Here is a 22294-nt window from a genome sequence, read left to right as displayed (position 1 = left end):
CCCTCGCGAACGCGGGGGCCCATGCCGAGCATGCGTTCTATGGATCCCCGCGTGCGCGGGGATGACGGCGCTACTGCGACAGGTGACGGCCGCTACTGCAGCAGGTGGCGGCGCGCCGTCGCCACGACCTGTTCGCTCAGCGCCCGGGTGAAGGGCGTATCCAGGTTCCAGGCATGCCAGTTGAGCGGCACGTCGGCAAACTCGCCGGGCGCCAGGTCCACCAGCCGTTCGTCGGCCAGCGCCGCCGACACCTGGGCCAGCGGCATCAGCCCATACGCCAGCGAACCGAATACGCACTCGCTGGTGGCCGCCGACAGCGGCAGCGTGTGGTGCGGATAGGCGCCGCGCAGATCCAGCATCTGGTGCAGGAAGCCGGCCATCATGTCGCGGTCGCTCACCACGGCCGGCGCCAACCGCGCCGCCTCGATCAGGAAACCATCACCGAACCAGTGGTTGGCGAACGCCTTGCTCGCCACGCACACATAGCGCATGCGGCCCAGCGGCGTCACTTGCGGGCCGTTGGCCTGGGCTTCGGCGGAACCGGCCGCCACGCAGCCGAACACGCTGCCCTCGCGCACCAGGTGCAGGGCCAGCTCCGGCGTCGCCAGCTGCACATTCAGCTGGCAGCGCGGCGGCGACAGCAGCGGCTGCAAGCTCAGCGGGAACCAGGTGGCCAGGCTGGCCGCGTCCACCGCCAGCGCGATTTCCGGCATGCTGACTTTGTTGCCCAAGTCGATATCGAGCGACGCTTCCATCAGCTTGACGTTACGGTGGTGGGACACCAGCCGCTGGCCCAGGCCGGTCGGGACGGCCGGCTGCCCACGCACGATCAGCAATCGCCCGGCCGCATCCTCCAGCGCCTTGATGCGCTGGGACACGGCCGACTGGCTGATGCCCAGCGCCAGGGCGGCTTTCTCGAAGCTGCCCTGGCTGACCACCGCATCAAGCACGGCCAGCGCCCGATAGTCCAGATTATCCATAAGTCAAGCTTATAAAATTTGAAAACGATAAGCCATACTAATACCGTTCTGTTGCAAAGTAAAACGGGATTCGCAGTTCGGAGTAGACTTCTTTCATGAAAACTATACGCACTGAAGTCGCCGTCATCGGCGCAGGCACGGCTGGCATGACCGGCTACCGGGCCGCCAAGGCCGGCGGCAAGCAGGCCGTGCTCATCGAAAGCAATGTCTATGGCACCACCTGCGCGCGGGTCGGCTGTATGCCCAGCAAGCTGTTGATCTCGGCGGCGGACGCGGCGCACATGCTGACGACGGCCTCCGGTTTCGGCGTGCACGCGGGCGAGGTGCGCATCGACGGCAAGGCCGTGATGGCGCGCGTGCGCAGTGAGCGCGACCGCTTCGTCGGCTTCGTGGTGGAGAGCGTCGATGGCTACCCGGCCGAGGACAAGCTGCACGGCCACGCACGCTTCCTCAGCCCGACGCAATTGCAGATCGACGACCACACGCTGGTGGAGGCGGAACGTTTCGTCATCGCCACCGGTTCCACGCCCATCGTGCCGGATGAGTGGCGCGCCGCCGGCCCGCGCGTGATCACCAGCGACGAGGTGTTCTACTGGGACGACCTGCCGGAATCGGTGGCGGTGGCCGGCGCCGGCGTGATCGGGCTGGAGCTGGGGCAGGCGCTGCACCGGCTGGGCGTGCGCGTGACCATCTTTGGCCGTGGCGGCAGCGTGGCGCAGTTGAGCGATCCGGAGGTGCTGGACGTGGCGCGCAGCGTACTGCTCGAGGAGCTGGACGTGCGCTTTAAAACCAAGGTGGTGAAAGTCGAGCAACAGGGCGAGGGCCTGGCCGTCACCAGCGAAGACACCAACGGCGACCAGCACACCGAACACTTCGACTACCTGCTGTCGGCCATCGGCCGCCGCCCGAATGTGCACAAGCTGGGCCTGGAGCACACTGGCCTGCAGCGCGACCATCACGGTATTCCTGTCTATGACAAACAGACCATGCAATGCGCAGGTGTGGCCAACCCGTCCGCCATTTTCATCGCCGGCGACGCCAACGACGAGCGCCCGCAACTGGCGGAGGCCGCCGACCACGGCCGCATCGCCGGCGAGAACGCCGCGCGCTATCCGGAGGTGCGGCCCGGCCTGCGCCGCACGCCGCTGGGCATCAGCTTCACCGAACCGCAGATCGCCACCATGGGCGCCAGCTACAGCGAACTGTGCGTGACGCACGCCGGCCGCTTCGCGGTGGGCAAGGTGTCGTTCCACAACCAGGGCCGCAGCCGGGTGATGTTGCAGAACAAGGGCATGCTGCGCGTCTACGCCGAATACACCACCGGCCGCTTCCTCGGCGCCGAGATGATCGGCCCGCGCGCGGAAAACATCGGCCATTTGTTGTCCTGGGCAGTGCAGGCCGGGCTGACCGTGGATGCCATGCTGGACATGCCGTTCTACCATCCGGTGGTGGAGGAAGGCGTGCGCACCGCCCTGCGCGACCTGGCGCATCATCTGCAGAACGAGCCGGCCCACGACTGTCCTTGCGTCGATTGCACGCCGGGGCCGTGATTGTTATTGTTAAATCAAAGATACAAAAAAGTCACACATTGTCACGCGAAACGTCGTATGCTGCCGCATCGATGAATACTGTAAGTTGTGGGTAATGAACATACGCAAAGTGACAGCGGCGGATTTGAAGTTGGGTATGCTGCTGCCCTGGGACGTCTACGGCGAGAATGGCGCTTTGCTGGTTCGCAAGGGACACCTGATCGCCAGCGCCAACCAGATTGAATACCTGCTGGAGCGCGGCGTGTTCGAGGACGGCGAGCCGCCCTCGATATTGGCCGAGCCGCCGTCCGTGCTGCGCAAGCTGAACGCGGCCTATCTTGAACTGCACACGCTGCTGCAGGCGGCCTCGGCAGCTTCGGTGCAATCTCCGCCGCCGGACTTCCGCCGCAAGCTCGACGATATCGCCCAACTGGTGCATGGCGCCGTGGATCTGAGCGTGGATATCGCCACCGCCAGCATTCTGCACAACCAGGACCAGGCGCCGTACGCGGCCCGCCACAGCGTCAACACGGCCATCGTCGCCATCCTGCTGGCGCGCGCCCGCCAGCGTTCGCGCAACGACGTCATGACCGTCACCCTGGCGGCGCTGACCATGAATACCGGCATGCTGGAGCATCACCAGCGCTGGCACGCCAGTGGCGAGGTGCTGGACGCGGCCGACCATGCGCGCAAGCTGGCGCATCCGGAGCTCAGCGTGCGGCTGCTGCGCGCGGCCGGCGTCAACGACGAAGCCTGGCTGCAGTGCGTGCTGCACCATCACGAAAACGAGGACGGCACCGGCTACCCCTGCGGCAAGGTGGGGGCGCAGATTCCATTGTTGTCCAAGCTGGTGGCGCTGGCCGACCGTTATTGCGCGCGCGTGTCCGAGCGTAGCTACCGGCCGACCATGACGGCCAACGGCGCCCTGCGCGACATGCTGCTGGAGGCGCGCACCACGCTCGACACCAACCTGGTGTCGCTGGTGATCCGCGAGCTTGGCATTTATCCGATCGGCACCTATGTGCGCATGTTGAACGGCGAGGTGGGCGTGGTGTCGCGCCGTGGCCTGCAATCGACCACGCCGCATGTGGAATCGGTGATCGGCCCGCGCGGTGCGCCGCTGGAGGTGTTCCTGCAACGCGATACGCGCAACGCGCTGCACGCCATCCGCGACGTGCTGACCAACGCCCAGGTGGCCGCGCTGGACGCGCCGCCGCTGCGCATGGCGCAGGTCTGGGGCCGGGCGGCTGTGGATTAGTTGAGCAAGGCGTCCAGCCGGCCTTCCTGCGCCAGTTCGCGCAGCATGCCGATGGTGTCGATGTCGGACTCGACATAGGCCGAGCGGCGGAATTCGTCGTACATGGCGTTGGCCTGGTCGGTGGCGTCGTCGTGGCTGTCCTCGTACTGGAAGCGCACGAACAGCGTGTCCTCGGTCGGCTGTTCAATCGTCATGGTCAGGCTGGACTCGGCGATGTCCTGCTGCGCGGCCACGCGGTAGCGCACGCTGCGCATCGGCTCCAGCTCGACATAGTCCTCCACCACCAGTTCGCCGTAGCGCAGGCGGCGGCGGAAGCCGTTCTCGCTGCGCTGGTCGATGGTGCTTTCGTCCAGGTGCGGCACGAACAGCTTGGGCGATTCGGCGCGCAGCACCAGGCCGCGCCAGACTTGCTGCACGGTGAGGGCGTCAATCAGGGGATTGAGCGGGTCGTTGACTTCGATTAAATGTTCAAATTTCATGATTGCAACCAAGGTAAGGTTAGGCTGGGCAGCGCTGATCTCCGCATGGTAACGCAAATGTCACCCACGCTTTCTGCGGCACGTCAGTGGCGGCCCCGCCGACTGTTACAATGTGGGGCTGTTTTTCCGATTTTCTATCCCTCTGCCGATGTCCACCAAAGTTCCCGTGTTCGGCCTCAATTTGCCGCAGAGCCAGGCTGTTACCTACCTGGATGGTCCTTGTCTCGTGCTGGCCGGCGCCGGCTCGGGCAAGACGCGCGTGATCACCCAGAAAATCGCCCATTTGATCGAGGATCGCGGCTACGACCCGCGCACCATCGCCGCGCTGACCTTCACCAACAAGGCGGCGCTGGAGATGCAGGAGCGGATCGCCAAGCTGCTCAAGCAGCCCAAGCAGGCCAAGCAGCTGACCGTGTCCACCTTCCACTCGCTGGGGGTGAAGATCCTGCGCCAGGAGTGCAACGCGCTGGGCCTGAAGGACCGTTTCTCCATCATGGACGCCGACGATTGCGGTTCGCTGATCCAGGACATGGCCATCACCACCGACAAGCAGGTGGTGCGCCGCATCCAGACCGATATCTCGCTGTGGAAGAACGGCCTGATCGATCCCGGCAAGGCGCTGGACCAGGCCAAGGACGAGGACGAGGCGCAGTCGGCGCGCATCTACGCCAGCTATGTGGCCACGCTGTCGGCCTACCAGGCGGTGGACTTCGACGACCTGATCCGCCTGCCGGTGGAACTGTTCCGCGACCACGACGCCGTGCGCGACAAGTGGCAGCGCCGCCTGCGCTATCTGCTGATGGACGAGTACCAGGACACCAACACCTGCCAGTACGAGCTGGTGAAACTGATGGTGACGGGCATCGGCAAGAAGCCGATGTTCACCGCCGTGGGCGACGACGACCAGGCCATCTACGCCTGGCGCGGCGCGTCGGTGGAAAACCTGAAGACCCTGCAGACCGACTTCCCCGACCTGCAGGTCATCAAGCTGGAGCAGAACTACCGCTCGACCACGCGCATCCTGCAGGCGGCCAACGCGGTGATCGGCAACAATCCCAAGCTGTTCGAGAAATCGTTGTGGTCGGAGCACGGCCTGGGCGAGCCGATCAACGTGCTGGGCATGGCCAACGATGACCAGGAAGCCGAGCAGATCGCCATCATGATTTCGGCCGACCATTTCCAGCGCAAGAACAAGTGGTCGGACTATGCGATCCTGTATCGCGGCAACCACCAGGCGCGCATCATCGAGCAGGCGTTGCGCAAGGAACGCATTCCGTACACGATTTCCGGCGGCCAGTCCTTCTTCGACAAGGCCGAGATCAAGGACATCATCAGCTATCTGCGCCTGCTGGCCAACACCGACGACGATCCGGCCTTCATCCGCGCGGTGACCACGCCGCGCCGTGGTGTCGGCCAGTCGACGCTGGAGACGCTGGGCACGTTCTCGGGCCAATGGCAGTGCTCGCTGTTCGAGGCGGTGTTCAAGGGCGGCATCGAAGGCTTGCTGCCGGATCGCCAACTGAATCCGCTGCGCGACTTCTGTAACTTCATCAACAACCTGGAAGCGCGCGCCAGCCGGCCGGGGCCGAGCGGCAGCGGCGACAACGCCGCCCAGGTGCTGGACGACATGCTCGAAGCGATCAGCTACGAAAACTTTTTATACGATATGTTCGACGAGCGCGCGGCCCAGAGCAAGTGGCAGAACGTGATGGAATTCGTCAATTGGCTGAAGGATCGCGGGCGCGGCGGCAAGGACCGCGACGGCGAGGAAAAGAACGTGCTGGAGCTGACCCAGATGGTGGCGCTGATGTCGATGCTGGAAGGCCAGGACGAAGATCCGGATGCGGTGCGCATGTCGACCCTGCACGCGTCCAAGGGGTTGGAGTATCCGCACGTGTTCCTGGTCGGCGTCGAGGAAGGCATCCTGCCGCACAAGGGCGACGCCGACGCGCCGGCCGAGTCGATCGCGGCGCGGGTGCAGGAAGAGCGGCGCCTGATGTACGTCGGCATCACGCGCGCGCAGCGCACGCTGCAGATCACCTGGTGCAAGAAGCGCAAGCGCGGCGGCGAGCAGGTGCATTGCGATCCATCGCGCTTCATCAAGGAGATGAAGCTGGACGAAGGCACGGCCGTGCCGATGGAATCCGAGGTGATCACGCCCAAGGAGCGACTGGCACGCATGAAGGAACTATTAGCCACACCGAAGGCCTAGGCTGTGCTAGCATCGATTCGGGCCGGCATGGCCCGATACCGATGGAGGTGATAATGCGGACGCAATCATTTGCTGCTCTCGTTTTGGCCTGTGCGCTGCTGCCGGTGGCGCATGCGGACGATCTGGTCACCAAGCCCGAAGCCGAGGCCATGGTCGGCAAGGCGCTCAAGTATTTGAAGGGCAACGGCAAGGACAAGCTGTATGCCGAGGTCAGCAAGAAAGACGGCCAGTTCGTCGACCGCGATTTGTACCTCACGGTGTACGGCAACGACGGCGTGGTGCGCGCGCACGGCGCCAACACCAAGATGATCGGCAAGAACCTCATGGAAATCAAGGACGTCGACGGCAAGTACTTCGTCAAGGAGCGCGTCGAGCTGGCCAAGAAAAACAAGCCGTTCTGGCAAGAGTACAAATTCACCAATCCCGTCAGCGGCAAGATCGAACCCAAGGCCATGTACTGTGTGCCCGAGGACGACATGGTGGTCTGCGGCGGGGTCTATCTCAAGTAAGGCAGGTACAATGCCTGCTTTCTGGCAGGAGTAAGACCGTGAGCACGAACGAAGACCGCTTCATCGAGATAGAAATCAAGCTGGCCCACCAGGAGCACCTGGTGGAAACGCTGGGCCAACGCGTGTACGAGCAACAGCAGCAGATCGACAAGCTGGAGCAGATGTGCGCGGTGCTGGTCCAGCGCGTGCGCGAACACGCGCAAGGCAGCGGCGGCGGCCAACTCCCCCACGAGCGCCCGCCGCACTACTGATCAGGCCAATACTGCGCGCAGGGCTTCGACTACCAGCGCGTGGTCTTCGGCCTGGCGCAGGCCGGAGACGGTGACCGTGCCGATGATGCCGGTGTGCTTGAGCGTGATCGGGAAGGCGCCGCCGTTGGCCGCGTACTCTTCCGGATCGAGGTATTTGATTTCGTCGAACGCCACGCCGCGATGCTTGTGCTCGATGCCGATGTAGAACGAGCAGCGGCCGAAGCGCGCCACCACATTGTTCTTGCGCCGTATCCAGTCCGCCTGGTCGGCCGATGCGCCCTGCATCGCGTGATGGAACAACACCTTGCCGTTGACCGTGATGTTGATGGTGATGCTCTTGCCGCCGGCGCGCGCCAGATCGACCAGCTTCAGGCCCAGCGCCAGCGCGGTGTCGCTGTTGAAGGCGGTGAATTGCAATTCCTTTTCCTGCTGCGTCAGCGTGTCCAGCAGTTCTGCGTAGTTTTCCATGCGACTTTCCGTGGTTAATGACTCAGACAGGAGTGTAGCCGAGATATACTCCATCCTTTCGTCCTTCACTTTTCATCCCATGAACATCGATGTCGCCTCTCTGCTTGTCGCAATGACATTGAACATGCTGGTAGTTGCAGGTGCGTTGCTGGCGGTGATGGGAAAAGTGAAGCAGGCCGCGCGCCGGGCGCAGATCGGCGTCGTGGCGCAGGCCGCCGGCTGGGTGCTGCTGCTGGCTTCCAGCCTGATGGCGCCCGGTTCGTGGAGCGACCGCCTGCTGTCGACCCTGTCGATGGCCGGCATCGCCGGCGGCATGGCCTACAGCGCCGTCGCCTTCGACCTGTGGTGCGGCCGCCTCGCCACCTCGCGCGCGCCGGCCGTGATCGCGGTGGTGATGACGCTGGGCTATGGCATCGGCTTCGACCACTACGCTTTCCGCGTCGGCTGGGCCAACGGCCTGCTGACCCTGCAGCTGGCGATGGTGGTGGCCGCGCTGTGCCGCCAGCCGCTGGTGCCGGTCGGCCGCTGGCGCTGGTTGCTGGTGACTTCGCTGCTGGTGCAGATGGCGGTGACCGCCTGCCGTGGCGTGCTGGGCGCGTTCTATACCGAGCAGTTCCCCAGCTTTTTCGCACCGCACCCGGCCAACCTGCTGTTTGCGCTGGCCGCCAACGTGACGGTGGTGATGTCGGTGGTCGGCATCCTGCTGGCGCACCGCGACGAAGCCGCGCGCGAGCTGGAGCGGTTGGCTTGTATCGACGGCGTCACCGGCGCCCTGAACCGGCGCGCGTGGATGGTGGAATCGGTCGAGATCATCGCCGACAGCCGGCGCCTGCAACTGCCGCTGTGCGTGATGCTGCTGGACCTCGATCACTTCAAGCAGATCAACGACACCCACGGCCACGAGACGGGCGACAAGGCGCTGCAGCTGTTCGTGCGCGGCATGCACGCGGTCGGCGGCGAGCGCAACCTGGTTTGCCGCTATGGCGGCGAGGAATTCTGCGTGCTCAAGCGCGGCGCCGACCTGGCCGCCATCCGCGCCTATGACGACCGGCTGCGGGCCTGGCTGGTGGACGCCGCGCCGCGCGAGCTCGGCGTCACGCTAGGCTACAGCGCCGGCATCGCCCTCCTGCTGGACCAGCACGACACGGTGGAAACCATGCTGCGCCGCGCCGATTCGCTGCTCTACAGCGCCAAAATGCTGGGCCGCAACCTGACGCTGGATGAAGAAGCCCTAGCGGCGTAAATCAACTGGCGCCGCCTGTCGATTTCCGCTACCCTCGCTCGTCGTAGGCTATAGAGGGCTGTCCTCTGACTTCTTGAGGGAATCGATCATGACCACCAATACCGTACAACTACACCGCGTGCTCAAGTCCACCGCCGACCGGGTTTACCGCGCCTTCCTCGATCCCGATGCGCTGGCCAAATGGCTGCCGCCACATGGCTTCATCGGCAAGGTGCACGAAATGGATGCGAAAGTCGGCGGCAAGTACCGCATGTCGTTCACCAATCACACCACCGGCGGCAGCCATTCCTTCGGCGGCGAGTACCTGGAACTGGTGCCGGGCCAGACCCTGCGCTACACCGCGCAGTTCGACGATCCCAACCTGCCGGGCCAGATGCAAACCACCGTCACCCTGCGCGACATCTTCTGCGGCGTGGAAATGAAAGTGGTCCAGGAAGGCATTCCGGCCGTGATCCCCACCGAAGCCTGCTACCTCGGCTGGCAGGAATCGCTGACCCTGCTGGCGCAGCTGACCGAACCGGAAATCCGCGAGTAGACAAATCTCATGGTCATCCCACGCGTCGCCGCCTTACGCGAGGTCAACCGCAAGGCGGTTGTCGCGTGGTGCGATTTGGAACACAATGCGTTGCCGTTTAATTCTTGGGAGATGTTTGTGGGCAAAGGCAGGTTGGAAGCATTCAGCGATGGCGTCATCGCGATCATCATCACCATCATGGTGCTGGAGCTGAAGGTGCCGCACGGCGCCGATTTCGATGCGTTGGTGCCTTTGCTGCCGGTGTTCCTGAGCTATGTGCTCAGCTTCATTTACGTCGGAATCTATTGGAACAACCATCATCACTTGATCCACGCGGTGACCAAGACCACAGGCGGCGTGCTGTGGGCCAATCTGCACCTGCTGTTCTGGCTGTCGCTGATTCCCTTCGTCACCAGCTGGACCGGCGAACACCATTTCGCGGCCGTGCCGCTGGCCTGCTACGGCTTCGTGCTGTTCATGTCCAGCTTCGCCTACCTGCTCCTGGTGCGTTGTCTGGAGGCTAATAACGAGGTGCTGAAAGACGCGCTCGGCAGCGACCGCAAGGGCAAGATCTCGATGCTGCTGTACCTGGTGGGCCTCGGCCTGTCGCTGCTCGTGCCCATGCTGGGCTTCAGCGTCTACGTGCTGGTGGCGATCATCTGGTTCATCCCGGACCGCCGGATCGAATCGCGCTACAAGGAAAAATAGGCTTTTCACCAAGCAAAGTTTGGAAAACGACGGCGCTTTCCAACCAATTGCAGTGCAGCATGTTTTGCGGATGACTCGGGCACAATTCCCCTGCTATGATCTTCGCCTTCTATGCTGCGCCTCGTCGCGCGTCAGCATTTTTCCCAGTACCTGAGAAAGATACCCATGACCCGTCCTCACATGCTTGTCATCGCCGCCGCGCTCGGCGTGGCGTTTTCGCAAACCGTACTGGCCGCGCCGGCCGCCGCGCTCGCTGGCAATCCGCTGGCCACCGTCAGCAGCCTGCCGTTCCACTATCCGGCCTTCGACAAGATCAAGGACGAGCACTTCACGCCGGCCTTCACCGAAGGCATGCGCGTGCAACTGAAGGAAATCCAGGCCATCGCCAACAACAAGGCGGCGCCGAGCTTCGACAACACCATCGTGGCGATGGAAAAATCCGGCGCGCTGCTGACCCGCGTGCAGACGGTGTTCTACAACCTGCAAGGCGCCAACACCAACGACAAGCTCGACGCGATCGACAGCGCCATGTCGCCCAAGCTGGCCGCGCATAGCGACGCCATCTACCTGAACGCCAAGCTGTGGGCGCGCGTGAAGTCGCTGTACGAAAAACGCGACACGCTCAAGCTCGACGCCGAAGCCAAGCACCTGCTGGAACGCTACCACACCGACTTCGTGCGCGCCGGCGCCCAGCTGTCGCCTGCCGACCAGGAAAAACTGAAGGTCATCAACGGCGACATCGCCACCCTGCAAACCGCCTTCACCCAGAACGTGCTGAAGGAAACCAACGCCTCCGTGCTGGTGGTCGACAGCCGCGCCGAACTGGCCGGCATGAGCGACGCCGCCATCGACGCGGCCGCCGCTGCCGCCAAGGCCAAGGGCATGGACGGCAAATTCCTGGTCGCGGTGGTCAACACCAGCGGCCAGCCGCCGCTGGCCGAGCTGACCAACCGCGCCGTGCGCGAAAAGCTGATGGCGCTGTCGCTGGCGCGCGGCAGCCATGGCGGCGAATTCGATAGTCGCGAACTGGTGCTGAAGATCGCCAAGGCGCGCGCCGACAAGGCCGTTCTGCTGGGCTACCCGAACTACGCCGCCTACTCGCTGGAAGACCAGACCGCGCACGACACCGCCGCCGTCAACAAGCTGCTGGGCGAACTGGCCAAGCCGGCCGTCAACAACGCGAAGAAGGAAGCGGCCGACCTGCAGGCCGTGGTCGACGCGGAAAAGGGCGGCTTCCAGATCAGCGCCGGCGACTGGGCCTACTACACCGACAAGGTGCGCGCGCAGCGCTTCGCCTTCGACGAGAACCAGCTCAAGCCCTACTTCGAACTGGATAATGTGCTGGTCAACGGCGTGTTCTACGCCGCCAACAAGCTGTATGGCCTGAGCTTCAAGGAGCGCAAGGACCTGCCGGTGTACAACCCGGACGTGCGCGTGTTCGACGTGTTCGACGCCGACGGCAAGCAGCTGGCCATCTTCCTGGCCGATATGTACGCCCGCTCCAACAAGCAGGGCGGCGCATGGATGAACGAGTACATCTCGCAATCGGCGCTGCTGGGCACCAAGTCGGTGGTGGCCAATCACCTGAATATTCCGAAGCCGCCGGCCGGCGAGCCGACGCTGCTGACCTACGATGAAGTGAAGACCGCCTTCCACGAATTCGGCCACGCGCTGCACGGCATGTTCTCCAACGTGAAGTACCCGCGCTTCTCCGGCACCAGCGTGCCGCGCGATTTCGTCGAGTACCCGTCGCAGGTCAACGAGATGTGGGCCGTCTGGCCGGAAGTGCTGGCCAACTACGCCAAGCATTACAAAACCGGTGCGCCGATGCCGAAGGAACTGCTGGACAAGGTGGTCGCGTCGAAGAAGTTCAACCAGGGCTTCATGACCACCGAATACCTGGCCGCATCGCTGCTGGACCAGCGCTGGCACCAGCTGACCCCGAGCCAGATCCCGACCGATGTGCTGGGCTTCGAAGCGCAGTCGCTGAAGGACATGGGCGTGGACTTCGCGCCGGTGCCGCCGCGCTACCGCACCACCTATTTCTCGCATAGCTTCTCGGGCGGCTACTCGGCCGGCTACTACGCCTACCTGTGGTCGGAGAAGCTCGACGCCGACACCGTGGAATGGTTCAAGGAAAACGGCGGCCTGCAGCGCAAGAACGGCGACTGGTTCCGCGCCAAGCTGCTGTCGCGCGGCGGCACCGACGACGCCATGAATCTGTTCCGCAATTTCCGTGGCCGCGATCCCGTGATCGAACCGCTGCTGGATCGCCGTGGCCTGAAATAATAGTATAAATCGTTTATAAGGATACCCAATGAATCGTACCAACGTCATCATCGCCGCCAGCGTAGCGGCAGTTTTCAGCGTGGCCCACGCGGCCGAACCGGCCTCCATGCTGCCGGCCTCGAATCCGTTCGCCAAGGCCAGCGCCCTGCCGTTCGGCTACCCGGCCTTCGACAAGATCCAGAACGAAGACTACGCGCCGGCGTTTGAAGAGGGCATGCGCCAGCAGGCCGCCGAGATCGACGCCATCGCCAACAACAAGAAGCCGGCCAGCTTCGACAACACCATCGTGGCGATGGAAAAATCGGGCCAGCTGCTGTCGCGCGTATCGAGCGTGTTCGGCAACCTGTCCGGCGCCAATACCAACGACACCTTCAAGGCGCTGGAGCGCGAGCTGTCGCCGAAACTGTCCGCGCACAGCGACGCCATCCGCCTGAATAGCAAACTGTACGCCCGCATCAAGTCGCTGTACGACAAGCGCGACAAGCTGCACCTCGACAGCGAATCGAAGTACCTGCTGGAGCGTTACCACACCGACTTCGTGCGCGCCGGCGCGCAGCTGTCGGACGCCGACAAGCAGAAACTGAAAGCCATGAATGGCGAACTGGCCAAGCTGCAAACCACCTTCGCGCAGAACGTTCTGGAAGAAGCCAACGACTCGGCGCTGGTGGTCGATACCCGCGAAGAACTGGCCGGCATGTCGGCCAAGGCGATCGACGCCGCCGCCGCAGCCGCCAAGGCCAAGGGCAAGGAAGGCAAGTTCCTGATCCCGGTGGTGAACACCACCGGCCAGGCCAGCCTGGCCGTGCTGACCAACCGCGCCGTGCGTGAAAAGCTGATGGCGCTGTCGCTGGCGCGCGGCAGCCATGGCGGCAAGTTCGACAACACCCAGGTGGTGCTGTCGATCGCCAAGCTGCGCGCTGAAAAAGCGGCGCTGATGGGCTATCCGAACTTCGCCGCCTACGCGCTGGCCGACCAGACCGCGCACGACACCGACGCCGTCAACAAGATCCTGGCCGAGCTGACCCGCCCGGCCGTCGCCAACGCCAAGAAGGAAGGCGCCGAGATCCAGGCCGTCATCAACAAGGAAAACGGCGGCTTCGAACTGGCCGCGCAGGACTGGTCGCTCTACAGCGACAAGGTCAAGGCCGAGCGCTTCAACTTCGACCAGAACGAACTGCGTCCGTATTTCGAGCTGAACAATGTGCTGACCAACGGCGTGTTCTTCGCCGCCAACAAGGTGTATGGCCTGTCGTTCAAGGAGCGCAAGGATCTGCCGGTGTACAACCCGGACGTGCGCGTGTTCGACGTGTTCGACGCCGACGGCAAGCAGCTGGCCATCTTCATCGCCGACTTCTACGCCCGCTCCAACAAGCGCGGCGGCGCCTGGATGAATGCCTACGTCTCGCAATCTTCGCTGATGGGCACCCGTCCGGTGGTGGCTAACCATCTCAACATTCCTAAGCCGAACGAGGGCGAGCCGACGCTGCTGACCTACGACGAGCTGCGCACCATGTTCCACGAATTCGGCCACGCGCTGCACGGCATGTTCTCGAACGTGAAATACCCGCGCTTCGCCGGCACCCGCGTGCCGCGCGACTACGTCGAGTTCCCATCGCAGGTCAACGAAATGTGGTCGGTGTGGCCTGAAGTGCTGAGCAACTACGCCAAGCACTACCAGACCGGCGCGCCGATGCCGCAGGCGTTGCTGGACAAGGTGATCGCGTCGAAGAAATTCAACGAAGGCTTCCGCACCACCGAGTACCTGGCGGCTTCGATCCTGGACCAGAAATGGCACCAGCTGAGCCCATCGCAGATCCCGACCGACGTGCTGGGCTTTGAAGCGGCCGCGCTGAAATCGGCCGGCGTCGATTACGCGCCGGTGCCGCCGCGCTACCGCACCACCTACTTCTCGCACACCTTCGCCGGCGGCTACTCGGCCGGCTACTACGGTTACGTGTGGGCCGAGAAGCTGGATGCCGACGCGGTCGAATGGTTCATCGAAAACGGCGGCCCGCTGCGCAAGAACGGCGACTACTTCCGCAAAATGCTGCTGTCGAAAGGCGGCACCATGGACGCGATGCAGATGTACCGCAACTTCCGCGGCCGCGACGCCAAGATCGAACCGCTGCTGGAACGCCGTGGATTAACCGAGAAGTAATATTGCGTTAAGTACCACACTGGGGCCGGTCTCGATTTTGTTAGAATCGGGACCGGCCCTTTGATTTTTGAGTAAGATATGAACCAACAGCTGAACAACCAACTGCACGGCGTGACGCTGGAGGCGATCGTGACTCGCCTGCACGAGTATTATGGCTGGGAGCAACTGGCGCAGCGGATCGATATCAACTGCTTCAGCAGCGATCCGAGCATCAAGTCCAGCCTGAAATTCCTGCGCAAGACGCCGTGGGCCAGGGCGCAGGTGGAAGAACTCTACCTGGCCACCAAATTCTGAACAGGGGACGCATATGGACAGCAATCTGAAGACCTCGCTCAAGACCCTGCACGCCAACCTGGCCCATGCCGGCCCGATCGACGAGGAGTTGCAGGAATTGCTGCGCCAGCTCGACGGCGACATCAAGACCCTGCTCGAACGCGGCGCCGAGCCGCCGGAAGGCGAGACCTCCACTTTCGGCCTGGCCGAGCGCACCCAGGAGCTGTCGGCCAAGTTCGCCGTCAAGCACCCGCAGCTGGAGCCGGCCCTGCGCGAGCTGGGTACGATCCTGTCGAACATGGGGATTTAAGCTTAAATCGATGTGACACTGACATCATTTCTTTTAAGTGTTTGAATACTAAAAGAAAATTTATGCGGGCGTGAGCGTAGCGGGGCGCTTTCCGGTACAATACCGCCCCATGAATCCCCCAACTAATTTATTTGCGGCCGTCCCGAAACGGTCTGCACGCGCCCCTGTCGCGCCCTTCCTGCCGATGTCCCGCGAAGAGATGAACGCGCTCGGCTGGGACGAGTGCGACGTCATCCTGGTGACCGGCGACGCCTACATCGACCATCCGAGTTTCGGTATGGCACTGGTCGGCCGCCTGCTGGAAGCGCAAGGCTTCCGCGTCGGCATCATCGCCCAGCCGGACTGGCTGTCGGCCGACGCCTTCCGCGCGCTCGGCAAGCCGCGCCTGTATTACGGCGTCACCGCCGGCAATATGGACTCGATGGTCAACCGCTACACGGCCGACCGCAAGCCGCGCTCGGACGACGCCTACACCCCGGGCGGCGAGCCGAACAAGCGTCCCGACCGCGCCGTGACCGTGTACGCCCAGCGCTGTCGCGAAGCCTATCCCGGCATCCCGGTGGTGATCGGTTCGATCGAAGCCTCGCTGCGCCGCATCGCCCACTACGATTACTGGTCGGACAAGGTCCGTCGCTCGGTGCTGTTCGAGTCCAAGGCCGACATGCTGATCTTCGGTAACGCCGAGCGCGCGCTGGTCGACCTGACCCGCCGCATGGCCGACGGCGAGAGCATCAAGACTATCCGCGACCTGCGCGGCACTTCCTTCCTGGTGCCGGCCGGCTGGATGCCGGGCGAGGAGTGGGGCGTACACAACAGCACCCGCGTCGATACGCCGGGCAAGGTCGACAAGCACGTCGACCCGTACCTGATGGTCGAGCCGAATTCGCCGACCTGCGCCACCAGCAACGATCCGAACGCCAAGCCGGCCGAGGAGGCGAATCCGGCCATGGTCGAGCCGACCAAGGCCGCCGCTGCCGCCGGTCCGGTGTCCGCGCCCGAGCCGACGCCGGCCCAGTCCGAATACAAGCCGATCCGCATCATGAGCCGCGAAGAACGCCGCGCCATGGAGCTGGAAAAACACCACAAGACCGTGGTGCGCCTGCCGTCGTTCGAGACCGTCGCCAGCGATCCGGTGATGTATGCGCACGCTTCGCGCGTGTTCCACCTGGAGTCGAATCCCGGCAACGCCCGCGCCCTGGTGCAGGGCCACGGCGACCGCGACGTCTGGATGAACCCGCCGCCGCTGCCGCTGGCTATGGACGAGATGGACAACGTCTACGACATGAACTACGCGCGCGGTCCGCACCCGAGCTACGGCAACGCCAATATCCCGGCGTGGGAAATGATCCGCTTCTCGGTCAATATCATGCGCGGCTGCTTCGGCGGCTGCACCTTCTGCTCGATCACCGAGCACGAGGGCCGCATCATCCAGAGCCGTTCCGAGCCGTCCATCCTGCGCGAGATCGAACACATCCGCGACAAGACCAAGGGCTTCACCGGCATCATTTCCGACCTCGGCGGCCCGACTGCGAATATGTATCGCCTGGCCTGCAAAGACAAGGAAATCGAGACCACCTGCCGCCGCCTGTCGTGCGTGTACCCGTCGATCTGCGTCAACCTGGGCACCAACCACAATCCGCTGATCAAGCTGTACCGCCGCGCGCGCGCCATTCCGGGCATCAAGAAGATTCTGATCCAGTCCGGCCTGCGCTACGACCTGGCCGTGCGTTCGCCCGAGTACGTCAAGGAACTGGTGACCCACCACGTGGGCGGCCTGCTGAAGATCGCGCCCGAGCACACCGAGTCCAACGTGCTGAGCAAGATGATGAAGCCGGGCATCGGCGCCTACGACGAGTTCAAGGCCCTGTTCGAGAAGTATTCGCTGGAAGCCGGCAAGAAGCAGTACCTGATTCCATACTTCATCGCGGCCCACCCGGGCGCCACCGACGAGGACATGCTGAACCTGGCGCTGTGGCTGAAGAAGAACAACTTCCGCCTGGACCAGGTGCAGACCTTTATGCCGACGCCGATGGCCATGGCCAGCGCCATGTACCACTCGCGCCGCAATCCGCTGCACAAGGTCACCGACGATTCGGAAGAAGTGTTCACGCCGCGCAGCCTCAAGCAGCGCCAGGCGCACAAGGCCTTCCTGCGCTACTACGATCCGAAGAACTGGCCGATTCTGCGCGACGCGCTGCGCAACATGGGCCGGGGCGATTTGATCGGCACCGGCGAGCGTCACCTGATCCCGCCGTACACGGCCGGTGAAGAGAACTTCAAGGCTTCGCAGGGCAAGCGGGCGATGCCGATGCTGGCGCCGGGCGCCGACAAGCGCGGCGCCTCCGGACGCGGCCTGCCGATGGCCGGCGCGCGCGGCAAGCCGAACGCGCTGACCGGTTCGCTCACGGCGCGCGCCACGGTCGAGACCAAGTCCAAGCCGTCGATCCTCGACACCATCAAGGTGAAGAAGGCGGCGCCGGCCCCGGTCAAGGGCGGCAATCCCGGCCGCGCCGCCGCGCCGCGTGGTAGAAAATAAGCTTCATCTTGAAAAGCACCTTCGGGTGCTTTTTTTTCGTTCATTCCCAAAAGAAATGTTGTTAAAGTATCCGAAGTGGCTAATTGCGTGGATAATTCAGTCCTGCTCGTGCGATGCGTAAGCGCCCTGGCGGGCTACACTGCTATACCGCAGACCCCATTCTGTGAACTGGATGATCATGAAAAATTTTAAATTCTCCTCGCTGCTGTTGGCGCCGCTGTTTGCCGTGCTGGCCGCCTGCGGCGGCGGCGGCGACAAGACCACTACCCCGACCACGCCTACGGTACCGACCCTGAAGACGATTGCGATCACGGTCTCCACCAGCACTACCATTCCGGTCAGCGTGGTGGCGGACGCGACCGCCGTCGGCACCTATTCCGACGGCACTTCCAAGCCGCTGACGGTGGCCGGCGGCCTGCAGTGGGCCACCAAGAGCGGCAACGCGACCGTGGCGTCGATCGCCACCGCCACCGGCAAGATCACCGCGGTCGGCGTGGGCACGGAAACCATCACCGCCACCCAGGACAGCGTGGTCGGTTCGCTGGCGATCACCGTCACCGCACCGTGGACCCAGGTCTCGGCCGGCGGCTTCCAGACCATTGCCCGCCGCGCCGACGGTAAGCTCTATGCCTGGGGCCAGAACAACTGGGGCCAGTTGGGCGACAACAGCAACCTGGGACGCGAAACCCCGGTCGCCGTCAACAACGGCAGCGCCACCACTGCCTGGCGCCAGGTGTCGGTCGGCGAGCAGTTCGCGGTCGGCATTCGCGCCGGCACCGGCACCACCACCACCGGCGGCACGCTGTGGGCCTGGGGCCTGAACACCAACGGCCAGCTGGGCCAGGGCAACACCACCAACCGCTCCGTGCCTATGCAGGTCGGCAAGGACGCCACTTGGGTGTCGGTCTCGGCCGGCAAGTACCACGTGCTGGCGCTGAAGGCCGACGGTACCCTGTGGGCCTGGGGCCGCAACAGCGAAGGCCAGCTGGGCGACACCACCGTCATCGGACGCCAGGAGCCGGTGCAGGTGGGCGGCAGCGCCAAGACCAATACCGCCGTCTGGATCGCCTTCAGCGCCGGCGGCACCCATTCGATGGGCATCCAGAAGGATGGCAGCCTGTGGACCTGGGGTTCGAACGTGGACGGCCAGCTCGGTAACTCCTCCACCAGCTCGACCCCGGTCTCGACCCCGACCAAGATCGGCACCGGCGTGTACAACGCGGTCTCGGCCGGCGCCAGCCATTCGATGGCGATCGCCACCAATGGCACGCTGTGGGGCTGGGGCGCCAACGGTTCCAGCCAGCTGGGCAACAACGCCACCGGCGGCACCGTGACCGTGCCGCGCCAGTTCAGCCCGGACAACGACTGGAACATCGTTTCGGCCGGCGGCCTGCACACCCTGGCCATCCGCAAGGACGGTTCGCTGTGGGCCTGGGGCTCGAACGCCGACGGCCAGCTCGGCGACGGCAGCGGCACCGACGACGCCATCTCGCCCAAGCAGATCGGCGCCGAGCGCACCTGGGTGGCGATCAGCGCCGGCGACGGCCACAGCGCGGCCCTGAAGGCCGACAATTCGCTGTGGACCTGGGGCCGCAACGCCAACGGCCAGCTCGGCAACGGCAAGACGGTGACTTCGCCGGTTCCGGTGAATATCCCGAATCCGACGCCGAACTAAGCATTTTTTTCGCCACAGCATCAAAAGAACGGACGGGCAGGCGCTACACTAGAGCCATGACCTTCCGTTCAGCCCTCCTCGCCAAGCTGTGCGCCGTCGCCACCGTGTTGCTGGTCGCGGCGCCGGCCTTGGCGCTGGAAAAAGTCACCCTCCAACTCAAGCACGCCCACCAGTTCCAGTTCGCCGGCTACTACGCCGCGCAGGAGCTCGGCTATTACCGCGAGGCCGGACTCGACGTCCGCATTCTCGACGGCCAGGACGGCGATGCGCCCGAGCGCAGCATCCTGGCCGGCAAGGCCGAGTACGGCACGGGCAGCAGCAGCCTGCTGCTGGCGCGCCTGTCCGGCAAGCCGGTGGTGGTGCTGGGCGTGGTCTTCCAGCATTCGCCGTACGCGCTGGCGATGCGACAGACCGGCGGCGATCCCGATCTGCGGCGCCTGATCGGCAAGCGGGCGATGATCGGCTCGCTGACCGGGGAACTCGCCAACGCCGATGAATTGCTGGCCTTCCTGAGCAAGGAGGGCGTGCCGCCCAGCAGCTTCGAGCGCGTCAGCCACAGTTTCAATCCGGTCGACCTGGTCGACGGCAAGGTCGACGCCATGGCGATCTACACCACCAACGAGCCCGACACCTTCGACCGCCTCGGCTTCCCCTACGACATCTACAGCCCGCGCGCGGTCGGCATCGATTTTTACGGCGACAACCTGTTTACCAGCGAGCGCGAGATCGCCAACCATCCGGCGCGGGTGGCCGCCTTCCGCGCCGCCAGCATGCGCGGCTGGCAGTGGGCCATGAGCCACCACGAGGAAGCGGCCGACCTCATCCTCGATAAATATTCGCGCCGCGCCGACCGCCAGCACCTGCTGTACGAGGCGCGCCAGATGGTGCCGCTGGTGCAGCCGGTGCTGGTGGAAATCGGCTACATGAATCCGGACCGCTGGCAGCACATCGCCGATGTCTACGCCGGCCTGGGCCTGCTGCCGAAGAACGCCGGTTTCGACGGTTTCATGTACCGGGTCGACCAGCAGCATGGCGACCTGCTGTGGCTGTACCGCGCGGCGGGCGCGGCGGCGCTGCTGCTGGTGCTGGGCGCGGCCATCCACTTCAGTTTGCTGGCGCGCGAACGCAAGCGCGCGCTGCAGACCATCCGCACCGGCGAGCAGCGCTTCCGCACCATGTTCGAGGCGTCGCCGCTCGGCATCGCGCTGATCGATTCGGTCAGTTACGAGTACCGCGACATCAATGCCAGCTACCAGGCCATCCTCGGCCGCTCGCTGCACGAGCTGCACGCGATCCGCTGGCTGGAGGTCGGCCATCCGGACGACGTGGTGCAGATCAAGGCGCAGATGGCGCTGCTCGCCACGCGCCAGATCAGCAGCTTCAAGGCGCTCAGCAGGCTGTTCAAGCCGGACGGCAGCGTGGCCTGGATCGACGTGTCGGTGAACGCCATCGACACCGAGGCCGGCAGCCATCCGCACCATCTGTGCATGATCGAGGACGTCACGGCCAAGCGGCAGAGCGAGGCGTTGATCTGGCAGCAGGCCAATTTCGATACGCTGACCCACCTGCCCAACCGCCGCATGTTCCTCGACCGCCTCGGCCACGACATGCTCAAGAGCCAGCGCGACAAGTCGCGCATCGCCATCCTGTTCATCGACCTCGACCACTTCAAGGAAGTCAACGACACGCTCGGCCACCAGCAGGGCGACGTGCTGCTGGTGGAGGCGGCGCGGCGCATCGGCGCCTGCGTGCGCAAGTCGGACACGGTGGCGCGGCTGGGCGGCGACGAGTTCACCGTGATTTTGTGCGAGCTCGACAACACCGAGCATGTCGAGCGCATCGCTCAGGAGATCCTGCGCCGCCTGCTGCAGCCGTTCGACCTGGGGGCGGAGCAGGCCTTCGTCTCGGCCAGCATCGGCATCACCCTGTACCCGGACGACGCGCTCGACATCGACAACCTGCTCAAGCACGCCGACCAGGCCATGTACGCGGCCAAGGGCGCCGGCCGCAACCGCTACAGCTACTTCACGCCGACCCTGCAGGTGGCGGCGCTGAGCCGCATGCGCCTGACCAACGACTTGCGCGGCGCCCTCAAGGGCGCGCAGTTCGAGCTGTATTTCCAGCCCATCGTCCATCTGGAGAGCGGCGCCATCCACAAGGCCGAGGCGCTGATCCGCTGGAACCATCCGCAGCGCGGCGTGGTCAGTCCGCTGGAATTCATTCCGCTGGCCGAGTCGAGCGGCCTGATCGTCGAGATCGGCGACTGGGTGTTCCGCGAATCGGCGCGCTGGGCGCAGCGCTGGCGGCAGGAGCACGACCCGGCCTTCCAGGTCAGCCTGAACCAGTCGCCGCTGGAATTCCAGCGCGAGGGCGGCTCCTACCAGGGCTGGCTCGATCACCTGCAATCGCTGGCGCTGCCGGGCCAGTCGCTGGTGGTGGAGATCACCGAGGGGCTGCTGCTGGACGCCAGCAACGCCGTCAGCGACCGCCTGCTACAGCTGCGCGACGCCGGCATCCAGGTGGCGCTGGACGATTTCGGCACCGGCTACTCCTCGCTGTCCTACCTGAAGAAATTCGACATCGACTACCTGAAGATCGACCGCTCCTTCACCCGCAACCTGGCGCCCGACTCGAGCGACATGGCGCTGTCGGAAGCGATCATCGTCATGGCCCACAAACTGGGCCTGAAAGTGATCGCCGAAGGCGTGGAAACCCCCGAGCAGCGCGACTTGCTGGCGGCCGCCGGCTGCGACTACGGCCAGGGCTACCTGTTCGCCAAACCCATGCCCGCCGCCGAATTCGACGCCTTCCTGCGCGCGCCAGCCGGTAAGTAAGCTGCACAAAACTGATTTGGCGCATCGCCGGCATTTTTCAGGAGGATAAAGTGAACTGCAGTTTCTGA

18 protein-coding genes are annotated in these 22294 nt (G+C 64.3%); 15 read left to right on the top strand and 3 right to left on the bottom strand.

Annotation, left to right across the window (positions count from 1 at the left end; all coding sequences use genetic code 11):
* Window positions 1-92: 92 nt before the first annotated feature.
* Complete coding sequence (locus tag ACXZ1M_RS12640; protein ID WP_459053499.1) at window positions 93-980, bottom strand: ArgP/LysG family DNA-binding transcriptional regulator; 888 nt, start codon at window positions 978-980, stop codon at window positions 93-95.
* A gap of 95 nt (window positions 981-1075) precedes the next feature.
* On the opposite strand from ACXZ1M_RS12640, the gene ACXZ1M_RS12635 reads away from it, so the two are divergent.
* Window positions 1076-2530 carry a dihydrolipoyl dehydrogenase gene (locus tag ACXZ1M_RS12635; protein ID WP_459053498.1) on the top strand — a complete coding sequence of 485 codons (1455 nt, stop codon included), beginning with the start codon at window positions 1076-1078 and terminating at the stop codon, window positions 2528-2530.
* A gap of 136 nt (window positions 2531-2666) precedes the next feature.
* On the top strand, window positions 2667-3767 hold the full coding sequence (locus tag ACXZ1M_RS12630) for an HD-GYP domain-containing protein (RefSeq protein ID WP_459053497.1): 1101 nt from the start codon (window positions 2667-2669) through the stop codon (window positions 3765-3767).
* Here ACXZ1M_RS12630 and ACXZ1M_RS12625 read toward each other — a convergent pair.
* A complete protein-coding gene (locus ACXZ1M_RS12625; protein WP_459053496.1) occupies window positions 3764-4246 on the bottom strand; it encodes an SRPBCC family protein in 483 nt (160 codons plus the stop codon). The genes ACXZ1M_RS12630 and ACXZ1M_RS12625 overlap by 4 nt on opposite strands.
* A gap of 148 nt (window positions 4247-4394) precedes the next feature.
* On the opposite strand from ACXZ1M_RS12625, the gene ACXZ1M_RS12620 reads away from it, so the two are divergent.
* Genes ACXZ1M_RS12620 through ACXZ1M_RS12610 form a run of 3 tightly spaced genes read left to right on the top strand, consistent with a single transcriptional unit; the run spans window position 4395 to window position 7218 of the window.
* Entirely contained in the window at window positions 4395-6458 is a 2064-nt protein-coding gene (locus ACXZ1M_RS12620; RefSeq protein WP_459053495.1) for a UvrD-helicase domain-containing protein, read from the top strand.
* Between the two features lie 53 nt (window positions 6459-6511).
* Window positions 6512-6967, top strand: a complete 456-nt coding sequence (locus ACXZ1M_RS12615) for a cache domain-containing protein (protein WP_459053494.1) — start codon at window positions 6512-6514, stop codon at window positions 6965-6967.
* A 38-nt stretch (window positions 6968-7005) separates the two neighbouring features.
* Window positions 7006-7218, top strand: a complete 213-nt coding sequence (locus ACXZ1M_RS12610; protein ID WP_459053493.1) for a SlyX family protein — start codon at window positions 7006-7008, stop codon at window positions 7216-7218.
* On the opposite strand, the gene ACXZ1M_RS12605 is transcribed toward ACXZ1M_RS12610, so the two are convergent.
* The gene (locus ACXZ1M_RS12605) at window positions 7219-7686 is read right to left on the bottom strand and encodes a heme-degrading domain-containing protein (protein ID WP_459053492.1); all 468 of its coding nucleotides are present in this window, start codon (window positions 7684-7686) and stop codon (window positions 7219-7221) included.
* 124 nt (window positions 7687-7810) lie between these two features.
* Between ACXZ1M_RS12605 and ACXZ1M_RS12600 the strand changes: the two genes are divergently transcribed.
* The 10 genes from ACXZ1M_RS12600 (at window position 7811) to ACXZ1M_RS12555 (ending at window position 22226) form a co-directional block, all read left to right on the top strand.
* Entirely contained in the window at window positions 7811-8929 is a 1119-nt protein-coding gene (locus ACXZ1M_RS12600; RefSeq protein ID WP_459053491.1) for a GGDEF domain-containing protein, read from the top strand.
* 88 nt (window positions 8930-9017) lie between these two features.
* A complete protein-coding gene (locus ACXZ1M_RS12595; protein ID WP_459053490.1) occupies window positions 9018-9464 on the top strand; it encodes an SRPBCC family protein in 447 nt (148 codons plus the stop codon).
* A 117-nt stretch (window positions 9465-9581) separates the two neighbouring features.
* The gene (locus ACXZ1M_RS12590; protein ID WP_459053489.1) at window positions 9582-10151 is read left to right on the top strand and encodes a TMEM175 family protein; all 570 of its coding nucleotides are present in this window, start codon (window positions 9582-9584) and stop codon (window positions 10149-10151) included.
* 165 nt (window positions 10152-10316) lie between these two features.
* Entirely contained in the window at window positions 10317-12440 is a 2124-nt protein-coding gene (locus tag ACXZ1M_RS12585) for a M3 family metallopeptidase (RefSeq protein ID WP_459053488.1), read from the top strand.
* Window positions 12441-12468: 28 nt separating this feature from the next.
* Window positions 12469-14598, top strand: coding sequence for a M3 family metallopeptidase (locus ACXZ1M_RS12580; RefSeq protein ID WP_459053487.1), 2130 nt, complete (start codon window positions 12469-12471; stop codon window positions 14596-14598).
* A gap of 78 nt (window positions 14599-14676) precedes the next feature.
* Window positions 14677-14892: a VF530 family protein gene (locus tag ACXZ1M_RS12575; protein ID WP_459053486.1), complete on the top strand. Its 216-nt coding sequence runs from the start codon at window positions 14677-14679 to the stop codon at window positions 14890-14892.
* A 13-nt stretch (window positions 14893-14905) separates the two neighbouring features.
* Window positions 14906-15181 carry a DUF4404 family protein gene (locus ACXZ1M_RS12570; protein WP_373989609.1) on the top strand — a complete coding sequence of 92 codons (276 nt, stop codon included), beginning with the start codon at window positions 14906-14908 and terminating at the stop codon, window positions 15179-15181.
* A 184-nt stretch (window positions 15182-15365) separates the two neighbouring features.
* On the top strand, window positions 15366-17717 hold the full coding sequence (locus ACXZ1M_RS12565; RefSeq protein WP_459053485.1) for a YgiQ family radical SAM protein: 2352 nt from the start codon (window positions 15366-15368) through the stop codon (window positions 17715-17717).
* 178 nt (window positions 17718-17895) lie between these two features.
* Window positions 17896-19392, top strand: coding sequence for an RCC1 domain-containing protein (locus tag ACXZ1M_RS12560; RefSeq protein ID WP_459053484.1), 1497 nt, complete (start codon window positions 17896-17898; stop codon window positions 19390-19392).
* A gap of 56 nt (window positions 19393-19448) precedes the next feature.
* Window positions 19449-22226: an EAL domain-containing protein gene (locus ACXZ1M_RS12555; protein WP_459053483.1), complete on the top strand. Its 2778-nt coding sequence runs from the start codon at window positions 19449-19451 to the stop codon at window positions 22224-22226.
* Window positions 22227-22294 lie beyond the last annotated feature (68 nt).

Source organism: Duganella paludis, assembly GCF_054461335.1.
This window is presented reverse-complemented; position numbering and strand designations above follow the sequence as displayed.